The sequence below is a fragment of the uncultured Roseobacter sp. genome, from assembly GCF_947491795.1.
Taxonomy (GTDB): Bacteria; Pseudomonadota; Alphaproteobacteria; order Rhodobacterales; family Rhodobacteraceae; genus Roseobacter.
Map to the genome: position 1 here is coordinate 21,326 of NZ_CANLKW010000008.1, position 14,440 is coordinate 35,765.

Genomic DNA, 14,440 nt, shown 5'->3' on the forward strand with positions numbered 1-14,440 from the left:
GCCGACCAAGATCTGTTGCAGCGTTTGCTTCTCCGTTTGCTCTGAACCCGCTTCGCCCGGATGTTGCATCCTGCACCAACGGCAGCCACATGCAGAGCTCCGACATCCGACACGGTCAGGCCTCCATCCGGTCGGAACAGCAGAGCACCCACCCGCCAGTTAAATGGCTATGGCAGGAATGCCCGCTCTTAGGTGATCAGCGCAGATCGCAGCTGGTATTGCCCGCCTGCCAGAACCGCTCTGTTGCAGCACAAAAAGTCCAGGACTTTACGCCTCACCCTTCGCGGAAAGCGCGCGCAAAGTAATCCGTCAGAGGTTTGGCCAGATAGCTGAGGGGAGACCGGTCGGCGGTGCGGATAAAGGCTTCCACCGGCATACCCGGCAGCAGCGTCTGGCCGTTCAGTTTGTCCAGATCAGCGGCGACGGGCACAAGTTCCGCCTCGTAATAGGACAGCCCCGTGCTCTGATCCGTGACCACATCCGCAGACAACCCTGTGACCTGTCCCCCGATCTCTGGCGTCAGCCGCTGATCCAGCGCCGCGAACCGCAGTGTCGCCTCCTGCCCGATGTGCACCTGATCAATGTGAATGGGGTCTATCCTTGCTGAAATCACCAGCGGTTGATCCTGCGGGACGACGTACATCACCGGCTCGGCCGGTGAAACGACAGACTGCAGCGCAAAGACCGTCGAGCCGTAGATGATGCCGCTCACGGGTGTTTTCAGCTCCATGCGGGACAGGGTATCAACTGTGCTCAGGCGGCGCTGGATCAGCTCCACCTCCTGGACCCGCAGGTCCCGCAGCTGCGCAATCGCTTCTTCGCGCAGTCCGGTCGTCAGCCCGAGGCGTTCTATGTTCAGAGCGGCGATCTGTCCGCGCAGCTGTGCAATGCTCGCAGTGACGCTGCCGATCTCCCCCAGCAGGCGCGCCTGTTCGCGTTGCAGAGACGAGACGCGCGACGCCTGGGTCAGACCCTTTTCCAGAAGCGAGCGGCTGTCGGTCAGCTCCGTGTCGATCAGTTCACGCTGTGTCTCAAGTGCGGCCAGCTGTGCTGAGGCACCCTCGATCTGGTTCTCTGCCTGAGCGATCTGCTCGCCGATCTGACCCGCATTCTGTTCCAGTGATACATTTCGTGCCCGGAACAGCCGCTCCTGGCCATCCAGAAGCTCCTGCACCTCAGGTGCGTCTGCAGCGAGGCTGGCCAGGTCCCCTGTGATTGTCAGATCCGACAGCCCGTCCCGTTCCGCGACAAGGCGCGCCATCCTGGCCTGAACCTCAAAAAGCTGCCCTTCGACAACCGCAAGCTCAGAGCGCAGCTGGGTATCGTCAAACCGCAACACCACATCACCGGCACGCACCGCATCACCGTTGCGCACCAGCAACTCGCCGACAACCCCGCCCTGCGGGTGCTGCAGCACCTGTCTGTTGCTCTGCACCTCAATCATGCCCGAGGCGATCACGGCGCCCGAGATACGGGCCTGAACGCTCCATGCACCGATCACCCCGACCAGGATCACCAGCGCCAGGACACCGATGGTCAGCGGACCGCGGGCGCGCAGGGCACGGGCTTTTGCATCTGAGCTCATCCGGACTTCTCCCTGGTGATCTTTTGCCGGATATCCTCCACATTGCCGACCATGGATTTCAGCACCTCGTCGCGGGACCCATCTGCTCTCACACGCCCCCCCTGGAGCACCAGCAGCCTGTCACATTCCGAGATCGCCGTAGGTCTGTGTGTGGTAATCACCACGGCCTTACCTTCGGCTTTGAAAGCCTTCACGGCCCTGTTCAGCGCTTCTGAACCCTCGCTGTCGAGGGCAGAGTTGGGTTCATCCAGGATCAGCAGAACCGGATCTCCGTAGAATGCACGCGCGAGTGCGATGCGCTGACGCTGGCCGCCGGAGAGATACCCGTCAACGCCATGCACTACGGTTTTGTAGCCTTTGGGCAGGGACAGGATCATCTCATGCGCATTGGCCCGTCTGGCGGCCTCCACAACCTTTTCATCATCTGGCGCGACCGACATCCGGGCAATGTTTTCAGCGACAGTTCCCGTGAACAGCACAACATCCTGCGGCAGATAGCCGATATAAGACCCCAGCGTGTCCGGATCATACTGGTCAATCGTCGCCCCGCCGATCCGGACCTCGCCCACGGCCACCGGGGTCAGTCCCAGCAGCGTTTTGGCCAGGGTGGTTTTGCCCGATCCGCTCTTTCCGATAACGCCCAGCGCCTCGCCCTCGCCCAGATAAAAGGACACGCCATGCAGAACAGGCGGTTTGGCAGGGGCCGATGCGACTGTAACACCGGCAAAGGAAATATTGGCATGCGGTCTGGGCAAAGCGATTGTTTCGGGCTCTGCCGGTGTTTTGCTCAGCAGCTCTCCCAGCGCGCTCCAGGCCGCACGGGCCTGCAGAACCATGCTCCACTGCCCCAGCGCCTGCTGGACCGGCGACAGCGCACGCCCTAGCATGATCGAGCCTGCAATCATTGCCCCCGCGGTGACCTCCGCCTGCAAAACAAGATAGGCTCCAAGTGCCAGCATGGCACTTTGCAGAAAAAGTGTTGCGGACTTGCTGATCGCGGTGAAAAACCCGGACCGGTCGCTGGCACCCAGAGAGGTCAGCATGGCCTCATCGCGCATGCCGCCCCAGCGGGTCGAAACAGAAGAGCGCATGCCCTGGGCGCGTATCAGTTCTGCGGCGCGCCGCGCCTGATCCGCAAAGTTCTGAGCCTCAGATGAGGCGCCCTGGGCCTGAAGCGTCCGCGCTCGGGTCAGCCAGTTGTTCAGCAGCGTGACCGTGACCAGCAACGCAGCACCGCCCGTGGCGAGCCAGCCCAGCCAGGGGTGGAAGACAAAGATGGCCGCCAGAAACAACGGCGTCCAGGGGATATCAAACAGGGCAATTGCCACCGGAGACGTGAAAAGAGTTCTCAGGGTTTCAAGATCCCGCAACCCTCTGGCAGGTGCTGCACGTTCCTGCGGCGAGACAGCACGCTTCAGAACAGCGTCGAAAACGCGTTGATCCAGAGCCGCCTGAAACCGCCCGCCGAAACGCGCAAGCACGCGGCCCCGCGCATAATCGAGCAACATCATCAGACCATAAAGTGCCGCGACCAGCAGAAAGAGTGCCGCGAGCGTTTCCTCAGACCGAGACCCAAGAACCCGGTCGTACACCTGCAGCATAAAGAGCGGCCCCGTCAGCATCAGCAGATTGACGAAAACGCTGAACACAAACACCGCCCCAAGCAGTGTCATACCAGCGTTACGGGCGCGCCTGAGTTCGGGCAGGCCTTCGGATTTCGTCTCAGCCATCAGACAGTGTTCCCAACAGGGCCCGCTGCACCGGGTGCGTGCGGATGGGTAAAAAAAATGTGCTCACAAAGGTCTTTCATAAAACAGAATGGCTCAATCAGTTAAAGGCGTGCACGTCGTCCGGCGCGCCCTGGTTTGCCTGTACGACGGTGAAGGTGTCGGATGCAAACCCCACGCCCGTGCCCGGGCGTCGGCTTATGTCCACAGCTTTCGCACGATCGGCAACAGTGACGTTACCATCTCTGGTTGTGAACAAAAAGGTGTCAGTGCCGCGTCGGTGACAAAGATCGTCTGCTCCGGTTCCATCAATCAACAGTTCTTTATCTTCGTTGCGCGCAACCTATCGTTCCCGGTATGCCCATACAAGTTACCCCACAGCTGTAGCTGCCGGTAAGCGTGTCGTTGCCAGGACCAGGGAAGATCACATCGTCATCTTCCATGCCGTCGGTCCCGTCGCGAACGCGAGACTGCAGATCGCACACCGAAAGCTCCGGCCATTCAGCTTGCGGTCCCCGACCGTCCCGGCGCCGGTGATTTCAGTATCTGTGCGTCCAGCCCGTCAAAGCTCACGACATCCGGTAACCTGATGGCCGCGACGTCGTACCCGCAACCGCGCGCCTGCGCCAGACGGGCAAGCAGGCGGACATTTGTACCATGTATCCGGCTGGCGCCTGGATTGAGCGGTGTGCCAGGACTGTGATCTGACCTGATGCGCGCACCGATACGGGTGCACATCCCAGAGGGTCAGCACATTCCCTGCCGCGCCAGGGCGTCGGCAGCGGCAAGACCGTTCATACCAGCGCCCATAATCCCGACCCTGGCAGCCATTGCCTCTGCGGCGATCAAACCGTTTTCACAGGCGGCATGGAGCGTACTGTTGCAGGACGGATGCCTTGCCTCTCCTGCAAACAACAACCGTTTGCCGACAGGGTGCCCCGACGCCACATGATCGTGTCGCAATGATCCTTTGGCCAGGCAGGAACGGGAGCCACGGCTGCCCGGATCGCGGCGCCGGTTTGTCGTTATTTCTCAGGCGACCCGCCTGGCGGCCGCAAGAGAATGGCCAGGGCTTCACCGACGCTTTTCGACCGGCCGATGTCCCGCACAAGGTCCGGCCACTCCGAGAACCACACCCTGATCGGGTTCTGGCTGTTGAAGTCCCGCTTCAGCCCGTAGCGCGGCGTTTCTTCCTCGACCTGAAACGTCCCCCAGATCCGGTCCCAGATGATCAGGATGCCGCCATAGTTTCTGTCCAGGTATTTGTCATCACAGCCATGGTGGACCCGGTGGTGAGACGGCGTGTTCAGAATCTGCTCCAGCGGCCCCAGCTTTCCGATCAGTTCCGTGTGCAGCCAGGTCTGATAGGCCAGCACCACAATCACCCCAAAGACAATGGCTTCGGGCGCAAAGCCCATGAGCGCCAGCGGGATATGAGCGATGAGTGACCATATGCCTTCCAGCGGGCCAAACCGGACGCCCGTTACAATATTCATGTCGCGCGACGAATGATGCACGGCGTGCTGGGTCCAGAGCAGGCGTACCTCATGCGCAATCCGGTGTTCCCAGTAATATATGATGTCGGCGAGCAGAACGACCAGGATCAGCGACCACCAGGTGACCGGGATTGCCCAGGGCATCCCCAGAGCAATGACCCAGTAGATCCCGTATGCGCCTGTCAGGATGAATGTCTCGACCAGCAGGTAAGGTATCTGGGTCGAGGCGCTGGTGAGCATTTCCGCGAATGTCTTTGCTTTGAAATCGCCCCTGAAGATCACTTCGACAATTTCGATCAGCAGGATCGCAACACCGATCAGAAAGAACGCCTCGTCGATCTGTACGGCCATATTCTCCACGTTCATCAGGTTTGCCCTTTCAATCCCTGTGACAGCGTCCGCCAGGCCAGCTCTGCCGCCTGCTTTGGTGTCGCCTCTCCTGACCGGACGAGAGACCAGGCGGCATAGACAAGATTTTCGTAGGCCTGGACGATCCAGTCGGTCGGCACGCCTGCGTCAAAGGCACCTTCCTTTTTTGCCGCCTCAACATCGCGGCGCAGGTCATCAAGGCTTGCTTTATAAGCGGCTGCAATCTCCGGATCGGCTTCCAGCCCTTCGTTGGCCAGAAACCACTGGCGGTTGGCCAGCGGCACAATCGCGAACAGGGAAAGACGAAAACCCTCCTCATAGCTGTGTGCGCCGGCTGTCGCCGTTTCGACGGCCGCATCCAGTTCATCCATGGCAATCCTGGCAAGGGCACGCATCAACTCGGGGCGGCCCGGGAAATGCCTGTGGAGCGTCGCCCGGCCGACACCGGCACGCTGTGCCACATCGCCAAGCGAGGCCGCCTGGTTTTCCGAAAAAACGTCGAACGCGGCTTCGATGACAGCGTCCCGGGTTGTGGGTCGGATTTTACTCATGAGACATAGATGTCTCATTTGGTACACACATTCAAGTGGCCGCTCGAAACTTTCTGAGCACCGCTGGCAGAAACATGACGGGAGAGTGGAACCGCACTGGCCCAGCGTATAATTACCACGCCGCACAGCCCTTGAGCTTTGCAGCTGCGGTGAATGGGTTCAGCCGGGCAACCCACAGCAACGCCTTGTTTCAGACGGCTGCACTGCCGAGGTCTTGTTGAACCAGCTCCCTGTTCCGGACAGCCTCGCTGAATGAACGCTGCGCAGGGTCCTGAACCTGCAAGAAGCAGGCCTTGGCGGCACCCTCAAAAGTCTGGCAATCCCAGTCTCCTTATAGAATGCATTCGTTTGGCCGGGTCGAAACGTCCCGCCTCGCGCCCTTAACCCTTCCTCAACAAACCCGCCCGTGCGCTCTGTTAACCGCGCCCGGACCGACGCGGGCACCGACGAAATACCGACGTTTTACCGACGTGATACCGACGTCGCTTTTCCCTGTGTCCCCGGGCCTTTACCCGCATTTGTGCGATTCGGCGCACAGAGCGCGCTTATGCGTTGCGCGCGCGATGCGTTAAGGGCATGTCAGGGGGATGCTCAGCTGCCAGAAATGTATCACGCGGGCAATCTCGCGGACGTGCACAGGCACGGGCTTCTGGCCAGAGTGATCCGTGCGCACCAACCGCTCGACTTTATTGAAATTGACGCGATCCGGGCGATCCGTGATCAGAGCAAAGAGGCCGCGACCCACACCCGTCATCCGATGCCGACACAATGCGCTACCCCGGACTGAGGCATCGGTTTCACTGCCCTGCTGACCGCCGATACAGTGTCACCACCGATGCGCTGGATCGTTGCAGTCCCAACGGATGCAGGCGCCTTTTCTTTCAGCCGCTTATCCGTCCGCCATCAGCATCAAAGTAGAAACAACGGTCCGGCGCCACACCCAGACTGACCGTTTCACCCTGAGAGATCGCATTCTGTCCGAACAGCCGGGCGGTCACCCGCGTATCCTGCACGCGCGCGATGACATTCGTGTCGCCGCCCAGATGTTCAACGTGCTGCACGACAGCGGACAAAGCCCCTGTCTTTTCCAGCCGCAGGTCTTCGGGGCGCACCCCCAGGATGCGCGGGTCGCCCTCGGCGACATAGCTGGCGGGCATGAAATTCATCGCAGGCGAGCCCAGGAAACCTGCCACGAACTGATTGACCGGATTGTTATAAAGCTCCATAGGGCTGCCGATCTGTTCCACCCGCCCGTCCCGCAGAACGACGATCTTGTCGGCCAGCGTCATGGCTTCGGTCTGGTCGTGGGTCACATAGATCATCGAGGCGGCCAGCGTGTCATGCAGATTGGCGATCTCCAGGCGCGTGTTCATCCGAAGCGCTGCGTCAAGGTTCGAGAGCGGCTCGTCAAAGAGAAAGAGCTTCGGCTCCCGAACGATGGCCCGGCCAATGGCCACGCGCTGGCGCTGCCCGCCTGACAGCTCGGAGGGGTATCGGTCAAGGTAGTCCTGAAGGTTCAGCATCGTGCTGGCCTTCATGACACGCTCCTCGATCACCGCCTTGCTCTGTTTTTCCTGTTTCAGAGCCAGTGACATATTTTTGCGCACGTTCAGGTGCGGGTAAAGCGCATAGGACTGGAACACCATAGCGATCCCGCGCTTTGAAGGGGGCGTGGTGTTGACCACCTCACCGCCGATACAGACCTCGCCTGAAGTGGCGTCCTCCAGCCCTGCGATGACCCGCAGCAGCGTGGACTTGCCACAGCCCGACGGCCCGACAAAGACGACAAATTCGCCGTCCTCAACTTCGATATTGATGTCTTTGAGCACGTGAACATCGCCAAAGGACTTGTTCACATTGGTCAGGGTCAAAGCAGTCATTGGATTGGCTCCTTGAGAGATACGGGACGACCCGTGCGGATGCTTTCGTCAGCGGCAAGACAAATCGCCAGAGACTGCACAGCGTCGTTCATGTGGCGGGTCAGGTCGATGTTTTCCCCGATGGCGCGGAGCATATAGGCCTGCTCGGCATCGCACAGTTCCTGGTGACCGGGTTCGTCAGGCATTTCAATGGTTTCGTCGCCACCCGGGCGATGTACAAGGATGCCGCCGACCTTTGTGTGGCCGTCAATATCTGCTGATGCGCCCTTGTTGCCATCGGTGATCGAGACCGAGCCGTTGGGCGATATGATGTCTTTCACAAAAAACGCGGTCTCGGACATCATCGGGCCCCACCCTGCCTCGTACCAGCCGATGGACCCATCCTCGAAAACAACCTGAAACTGGCCGTAATTGTACATGTCATCCGCAATCTCATCCGACAGGCGCAGCCCCATCCCATGCACGCGCACAGGATCGGCGTCGGTGATCTGGCACATCACGTCGACGTAATGCACACCGCAATCGACAATCGGGCTGGTGGTCCGCATCAGCGCCTTGTGGGTTTCCCACTCGGCACCGGACGATTGCTGGTTGAGGTTCAGGCGGAATACATAGGGCCCGCCGAGGCCGCGCGCCTCGTCGATCAGGCGCATCCAGGAAGGGTGATGGCGCAGGATGTAACCGACAACCAGTTTGCGGTTCAGCCTTTGGGCCGTCTCCACCACGCGGCGGGCATCCGCGACGGTGGTAGCAAGTGGCTTTTCCACAAAGACATGCGCGCCCGCTTCCATCGCAGCACAGGCAAAATCCGCATGGCTGTCGGAATAGGTTGCGATGACAACCAGATCCGGTGCAGCTTTCATGCCCTCTTCGAAACTTGAAAAGCGCGGGTAGCCGGCCAGGGCACCAGGCAGGTCAACCTCTGACCGGTTCACCAGCCCGACGATTTCCGAGGACGGATGGTGGTGATGGGCCAGAGCATGGGAGAGCCCCATATTGCCGAGACCTGCAATCAGAACACTGGTCATTTGACGGCTCCGGATGTGAGGCCACGGATCAGTTGCCGCGAAAAGATCACATAGAGCACCAGCACCGGCAGGATCGCCATGGAGAGTGCCGAGAGCACCGCGTTCCAGTCGGTGACGAACTGACCGATAAAGACCTGAGACCCCAGCGTGAGCGTCTTGGACTCCTCGGCCGGGGCCAGGATCAGCGGGAACCACAGGTCGTTCCAGATCGGGATCATATTGAACACCGCAACGGTCGCCATGGCAGGCCGCACCAGCGGCAGAACAAGCTGAAAAAAGATCGCATATTCGCTGAGACCGTCGACACGGGCGGCGTTTTTGAGATCATCAGACACCTGCCGCATAAATTCGCTGAGAATAAAGACCGCGAGCGGCAAGCCCTGTGCCGTGTAAACCAGGATCAGCGCCCAGAGCGTGTTCACCAGACCACCCGCCACCATCATTTCCAGAATGGCCACCGTGCCGATACGGATCGGGATCATAATGCCAAGCGCCAGATAGAGCCCCATCAGGGTGTTCCCTTTGAAACGGTATTCCGCCAGCGCAAAGGCCGCCATGGCCCCGAAAAGCAGCACAAAGAACAAGGAAGCGACCGTCACGATCATCGAGTTCTGGAAGTAGAGGAAGAAATCGCCCTGCTTCATCACGGTCTGATAACCGATCAGTGAAAAACTCTCGGCATCGGGCAACGCCAGCGGTTCGCGAAAGATCGCCTTGCGGGTCTTGAAGCTGTTAATCAGGATCACAAAGACCGGGAAAAGCGCTATCAGCGTATAGAGGATCAGAGCGCCATGCATGGCCCAGGTATTGAACGGGTTTGTGCGGGCATTGTTCATCTCATCATCCTCACATCTGATACCGGCGCATCCGGGTCTGGATGCCAAAGAGGTAAACACAGACACCGATCAGGATGATCGCGAACATGCCGCTGGCAATCGCCGATCCCATGTGCGGATCGCCCAGCTGCAACTGAAATCCGAAAAAGGTGCGGTACATGAAGGTGCCAAGGATATCGGTCGAGAAATCCGGGCCGGCAAGCGCGCCCTGGGAGGCATAGATCAGGTCAAAGGCGTTGAAATTGCCCACAAATGTCAGGATTGAGATGATCCCGACAGAGGGCAGGATCAGCGGCAGTTTGATCTTCCAGAAAGCCGAGATGCCGGTAATGCCATCCACTTCGCCCGCCTCAATGATTTCCTCGGGGATCGACAAAAGGGCGGCATAGATCAGCATCATCGGGATGCCGACAAACTGCCAGACAGAGATCAGCGCCAGCGTTGTCAGCGCGTATTCTTCCCTGCCCAGCCAGGGCGCAAAGAGCGATTTGAGACCGACGAAATCCAGCATCGAGGGCGCGATGCCCCATATCGGCGACAGGATCAGTTTCCACGCGAACCCCACGATCACAAAGGACAGGATCGTCGGGATAAAAATGGCCGAGCGATAGAGTGCTGCAAAGCGCAGCCGCGGGTGGCTCAGGATGGCGGCGAGTGCCACGCCGATCGGGTTCTGCACCAGCATGTGCACGATGAAAAACCAGAAATTGTTTCCAAGTGCATTCCAGAACTGCTCAGACCAGATCGGATCAAAGAACAGCGTGCGGAAATTGTCGAGACCGACATAGATCCGTTCCTGATCCACTTTGCTGTAAAGCGCCAGTCGCAGCGTGTTGAACAGCGGAAAGATCATGATGGCGGTGTAGACCAGCACGGCGGGTGCCAGGAACACAGCGATGTGCCAGCGTGTACGAGCGCGTTGCATTTGGGAATCTCCTGAAAAGTCCGGGCGGAAAAGGCCGCCCGGACAAGGCAGTAACGGGAGGGGTTACTGCTGTGGTTCGTACCAGCTTGCGAGGCCCTGTTGCAGGTCAGCGCCCAGTTCCTCGGGCGAAGATGTGCCCTTGATGGCCGCAACGGATGCGCCCCAGGTCTCGTTTTCGAGGTTGGGTGTTCCGCGCGACAGGATCTGGTAGGTGGAGCGGATTGTGCTTTCGCACTCACCCCGCCAGCCAACGATTTCTTTGGCCAGAGGATCGGACAGTTCTACCGGTTCTTTGGACAGCGGAAAGAAGCCGGGCAGAGCATTGCCGAAGATCGATGCAAACTCGGGGCTGCCGACCCATGCAAGGAAGGTCCTGGCCGCCTCCGGATTGTCGGTCGCGGCATTCATGCCGATGCCGATGTCCGTGTGGTCAGAAATGTAGCAGGTGTCACCTGCATTCTGCACCGGCGGTTTGAAGGCACCCATTTCGAAATCGGCCTGGGCGTTGAAGCCCGAAATTTCCCAGGAGCCTGCCGGATAGATCGCGGCGCGACCGAGCGTGAACAGGTTCTGGCTGTCAGGGTAGGTCTGCGCTTCATAGCCGTCGCCCAGATATGCGCCCCACTTCGCCAGCGTCGCATAGGGTGCGGTCCAGGCTTCATCTGTCAGTTTCTGCTCGCCCGCGATCAGCGCACGGCGTCCTTCTTCGCCCTTCCAGTAGTTCGGGCCGATGTTGTTGTACCCCATCGTGGCCGCTTCCCACTGGTCATTGGTGCCCATGGCCATGGGGATGTAGTTGCCGTCTTCTTTGAAGGCTTCGAGCACAGCAAAGAATTCGTCCTCGGTGTTTGGCACCTCGACACCGACTTCGGCAAAGGCGTCTTTATTATAAATAAAGCCGTGAATAACCGAAGCCATCGGCACACAGAATGTGGCGCCGCCGTCATCTGTCTGCCAGGCCGATTTGGCAACATCCGAGAAGTTGCCCATCGCGTCCATGTCGTCGAGGTCCGCAAGGTGCCCGGCCTCGAACAGCGCCAGCGAGGCGTCAAACGGACGGCAGGTGATGATGTCACCGGCAGAGCCCGCATCCAGTTTGGAGTTCAGAACCGCGTTGTATTCAGCCGGTGCCGATGGAGTGAAGTTGATCTTGATGCCCGGATTCTCGGCCTCAAATGCCGGAATGATCTTGTCCTGCCAAAGCACCAGATCGTCGTTGCGCCAGCTTTCAATTGTCAGCGTGACGTCCTGCGCCATGGCGCTTGTGGCGGTGAGCGCAGTGCTCAGCAGAGCCAGTTTCAGCGTGTTGCGGGTCATTTTTTGTATCCTCCCAGATTGCAACGAAATTGTTGTTTTTAAGCCGTGCGCTCCAAAGCGGGGCGCAGATGTCCTTGTGTTTGCGTAAGCCGTTCACGGGCGGCTTCACGTGCCAGTCCGCTGGCCGCCATCAGAACCGCCGTTTTGACGTCGCCATCGGCCGCATCGAGCGCTTGTTGCGCGGCAGCTTCCGGCACGCGCGCGATCCGCGCGACAATCCCGCAGGCACGCGCGCGCAGTTTCATATTGTCGGCATGTACATTGACCATCATGCCGTCATGCACGTGGCCGAGGTGCACGGCCATCAGCGTGGACAGCATGTTGAGCGCTATTTTCTGCGCTGTGCCCGCCCCCATCCGGGTCGATCCGGACAGAACCTCGGGCGGCGTTTCCAGCAGAACGGCGTGATCCGCCAGGTTCAGCAACTCAGAGCCCGCATTGTTCGCGATCCCGATCACTGTCGCGCCCTTCGACCTGGCGATTTGCGCTGCGGTCACGGTGTAAGCCGTCGATCCGCTGGCAGACACCGCGATCACACTGTCCTTTTCAGTCAGCTCCGACAAAGCAGCCTCAAGTCCGTTTGTGTCATCCTCTGTACCGCCCGGCATCTCAACGCCCGACGGCAGGCCACCTGCCATGTGAATGCGCAGCTGTGCGGCAGGGATTGAAAAGGTTCCACCCAGCTCCTGCGCGTCGGCCGCAGCCATAAGCCCGGAGGAGCCGGCGGCGGCGTAATGCAGACACCCGCCCGCAGCTATTGTGCGCGCCATCGTTTCGGCGCCGGCGCAGATTGCGTGAATTGCGTGCGGAACAGTTGCCGCGGCAGAGATCTGCCCCGCCGCAAGAAGGGATGCAATCTCGGCTGGAGGACGTCTGTCCAGCCCGGCAGCACCTTCATTCAGCAGTTCGGTCGTTTTCGCTGGCACACGATTCTCCCTCAGGTTCAGATCAACATACCTTTTAAATACCATTTGTCTACCATTTATTTTTTCGCCCCAGTTTCGCCACAATTCATGCAGTTTTCCGGTGTAATTCAGATATTTGGTATTAATTAGGGCTTTGAATTATGTCAAAGGTATTATAAGGGTATCTACATGACAGATTCGATTAAGACCCCGGTCCTTGCCATCGATGGCGGCGGAACACGTTGCCGCTTTGCACTCAAGAGTGCGGACCGGTGTGTCGTCGCCGAAGCAGGCCCGGCCAACGCATCAACGGATTTCAGCAATGCTGTTCGGTGTCTTCGGAATGGAATCGACACGCTGGCACGGATGGCGGATACGACGGCTGACGCACTCTATGGCCTGCCGGCCTTTGTCGGACTTGCGGGAGTGACCGGCGCAGATGTGGCTGACCGGCTGGCCGCCGCCCTGCCCCTGCGCAACGCGCGCTTTGCCGATGACCGGCTCGCTGCGCTGCGGGGCGCTTTGGGACGCGGTGACGGATTTCTTGCGCATTGCGGGACAGGATCGTTCTTTGCGGCGCAGATCAATGGCGCGGAACGCTTTGCCGGGGGCTGGGGCGCGACCCTGGGCGATGAAGCCTCGGCTCAATGGGTCGGACGCAATGCGCTGACACAGCTTTTGCGGCAGGTTGACGGATTTGCGCCGGCATCTCCATTGTTGACCGATTTGTTGGACCAGTTCCGCGATACTGAAAGCGTGGTTGAATTCGCCCGGAGTGCGGGACCGTCCGCCTTTGGCGCTCTTGCACCCGGCGTTACGTCCCATGCCACTAACGGCGATACGGTTGCTCAGGCGATCTTGCAAGCGGGCGCAGACCACATCGCGTCTGATCTCAGACAGATGGGATGGAAGCCGGGCATGACCGTTTGCCTGGCTGGCGGGATCGGTCCGCATTATGCGCCCTGTCTGCCGGATGAAATGAACACGGACCTCATCAAACCGCAGGGGGAGCCGCTGGATGGTGCAATTGCCCTGGCGCAGGAGAAGGACATGACACATGGACATTGCTGAGTTCCTGCGCCCCGAAGGATGGCTGAGCCGGTCCGCCGGTCCGCGGTACGTACAGTTGCGCAGGCGGCTTGAGGCAGGGATAGAGGACGGCATCCTGACGCCAAACTCCTCACTGCCCCCGGAACGCGAGATTGCCGAAATCACTGATCTGTCCCGCGTCACCGTGCGCAAGGCCATTCAGGAACTGGTGCGCGAAGGAACTGTGGAGCAACGCCAGGGATCAGGCTCCTTTGTGCGCGAACCGGTCGCGCGTGTGGAACAATCGCTGTCGCAACTGACCTCTTTCACCGAGGACATGCAGCAACGCGGCCTGCAGACCACGTCAAAATGGCTTGAACGGGGTATTTTTATGCCCTCTCCGGATGAAGTGCTGACCCTGGATCTTGCCCCGGGTGACCAGGTGTCGCGCATTTACCGTCTGCGTGAGGCCGGTGGGCGGCCAATGGCGCTGGAACGTGCCGCCCTGCCGCTTGATATCCTGCCGAACCCGACTGCGGTAACGACTTCGCTCTATGAATTGCTCGCGCAGTCGGGTGTGCGCCCGGTCCGTGCCGTTCAGAAAATTTCCGCCATCAATCTGGAAGCGACAGAAGCGGACCTGCTGAACGTCGCCGAAGGCACAGCGGGCCTGCGCATCCAGCGCACCTCTTATCTGCAAAACGGGCGCGTCGCCGAACTGACCCGATCCATTTATCGCGGCGATGCCTACGATTTCGTGGCCGAACTGCGCCTCTCTCATTGAAAAGGCAG

General features: G+C 59.8%; 14 protein-coding genes. 3 read left to right on the forward strand and 11 right to left on the reverse strand.

Going from position 1 to position 14,440, the window contains the following annotated elements:
- Positions 1-274: 274 nt before the first annotated feature.
- The 5 genes from Q1A34_RS19985 to Q1A34_RS20005 form a co-directional block, all read right to left on the reverse strand.
- Positions 275-1,585 carry an HlyD family type I secretion periplasmic adaptor subunit gene (locus Q1A34_RS19985; protein WP_300038754.1) on the reverse strand — a complete coding sequence of 437 codons (1,311 nt, stop codon included), beginning with the start codon at positions 1,583-1,585 and terminating at the stop codon, positions 275-277.
- Positions 1,582-3,315 carry a type I secretion system permease/ATPase gene (locus Q1A34_RS19990; protein WP_300038757.1) on the reverse strand — a complete coding sequence of 578 codons (1,734 nt, stop codon included), beginning with the start codon at positions 3,313-3,315 and terminating at the stop codon, positions 1,582-1,584. The genes Q1A34_RS19985 and Q1A34_RS19990 overlap by 4 nt, the downstream gene beginning before the upstream one ends.
- A gap of 97 nt (positions 3,316-3,412) precedes the next feature.
- Positions 3,413-3,571 (reverse strand): hypothetical protein, encoded by a 159-nt coding sequence (locus tag Q1A34_RS19995; RefSeq protein WP_300038760.1) that lies wholly within the window; start codon positions 3,569-3,571, stop codon positions 3,413-3,415.
- 766 nt (positions 3,572-4,337) lie between these two features.
- Complete coding sequence (locus Q1A34_RS20000) at positions 4,338-5,174, reverse strand: sterol desaturase family protein (protein ID WP_300038763.1); 837 nt, start codon at positions 5,172-5,174, stop codon at positions 4,338-4,340.
- Positions 5,174-5,728, reverse strand: a complete 555-nt coding sequence (locus Q1A34_RS20005; protein WP_300038766.1) for a TetR/AcrR family transcriptional regulator — start codon at positions 5,726-5,728, stop codon at positions 5,174-5,176. The genes Q1A34_RS20000 and Q1A34_RS20005 overlap by 1 nt, the downstream gene beginning before the upstream one ends.
- A gap of 547 nt (positions 5,729-6,275) precedes the next feature.
- Between Q1A34_RS20005 and Q1A34_RS20010 the strand changes: the two genes are divergently transcribed.
- Positions 6,276-6,515: a hypothetical protein gene (locus tag Q1A34_RS20010; protein ID WP_300038769.1), complete on the forward strand. Its 240-nt coding sequence runs from the start codon at positions 6,276-6,278 to the stop codon at positions 6,513-6,515.
- Positions 6,516-6,609: 94 nt separating this feature from the next.
- On the opposite strand, the gene Q1A34_RS20015 is transcribed toward Q1A34_RS20010, so the two are convergent.
- The 6 genes from Q1A34_RS20015 to Q1A34_RS20040 form a co-directional block, all read right to left on the reverse strand.
- Positions 6,610-7,608, reverse strand: coding sequence for an ABC transporter ATP-binding protein (locus tag Q1A34_RS20015; RefSeq protein WP_300038772.1), 999 nt, complete (start codon positions 7,606-7,608; stop codon positions 6,610-6,612).
- Positions 7,605-8,636: a Gfo/Idh/MocA family oxidoreductase gene (locus tag Q1A34_RS20020; RefSeq protein ID WP_300038777.1), complete on the reverse strand. Its 1,032-nt coding sequence runs from the start codon at positions 8,634-8,636 to the stop codon at positions 7,605-7,607. The genes Q1A34_RS20015 and Q1A34_RS20020 overlap by 4 nt, the downstream gene beginning before the upstream one ends.
- Positions 8,633-9,472 carry a carbohydrate ABC transporter permease gene (locus Q1A34_RS20025; RefSeq protein WP_300038780.1) on the reverse strand — a complete coding sequence of 280 codons (840 nt, stop codon included), beginning with the start codon at positions 9,470-9,472 and terminating at the stop codon, positions 8,633-8,635. The genes Q1A34_RS20020 and Q1A34_RS20025 overlap by 4 nt, the downstream gene beginning before the upstream one ends.
- Positions 9,473-9,482: 10 nt before the next feature.
- Positions 9,483-10,397: a carbohydrate ABC transporter permease gene (locus Q1A34_RS20030; RefSeq protein ID WP_300038783.1), complete on the reverse strand. Its 915-nt coding sequence runs from the start codon at positions 10,395-10,397 to the stop codon at positions 9,483-9,485.
- 63 nt (positions 10,398-10,460) lie between these two features.
- Entirely contained in the window at positions 10,461-11,714 is a 1,254-nt protein-coding gene (locus Q1A34_RS20035) for an ABC transporter substrate-binding protein (protein ID WP_300038786.1), read from the reverse strand.
- 38 nt (positions 11,715-11,752) lie between these two features.
- A complete protein-coding gene (locus tag Q1A34_RS20040) occupies positions 11,753-12,640 on the reverse strand; it encodes an N-acetylmuramic acid 6-phosphate etherase (RefSeq protein ID WP_300038789.1) in 888 nt (295 codons plus the stop codon).
- Positions 12,641-12,808: 168 nt separating this feature from the next.
- Here Q1A34_RS20040 and Q1A34_RS20045 point away from each other — a divergent pair, with 168 nt between their 5' ends.
- Together Q1A34_RS20045 and Q1A34_RS20050 are read left to right on the forward strand one after the other, a co-directional pair.
- Positions 12,809-13,690, forward strand: a complete 882-nt coding sequence (locus tag Q1A34_RS20045) for a BadF/BadG/BcrA/BcrD ATPase family protein (protein WP_300038791.1) — start codon at positions 12,809-12,811, stop codon at positions 13,688-13,690.
- Positions 13,677-14,432, forward strand: a complete 756-nt coding sequence (locus Q1A34_RS20050; RefSeq protein ID WP_300038794.1) for a GntR family transcriptional regulator — start codon at positions 13,677-13,679, stop codon at positions 14,430-14,432. Before Q1A34_RS20045 ends, Q1A34_RS20050 begins: the two co-directional genes overlap by 14 nt.
- Positions 14,433-14,440 lie beyond the last annotated feature (8 nt).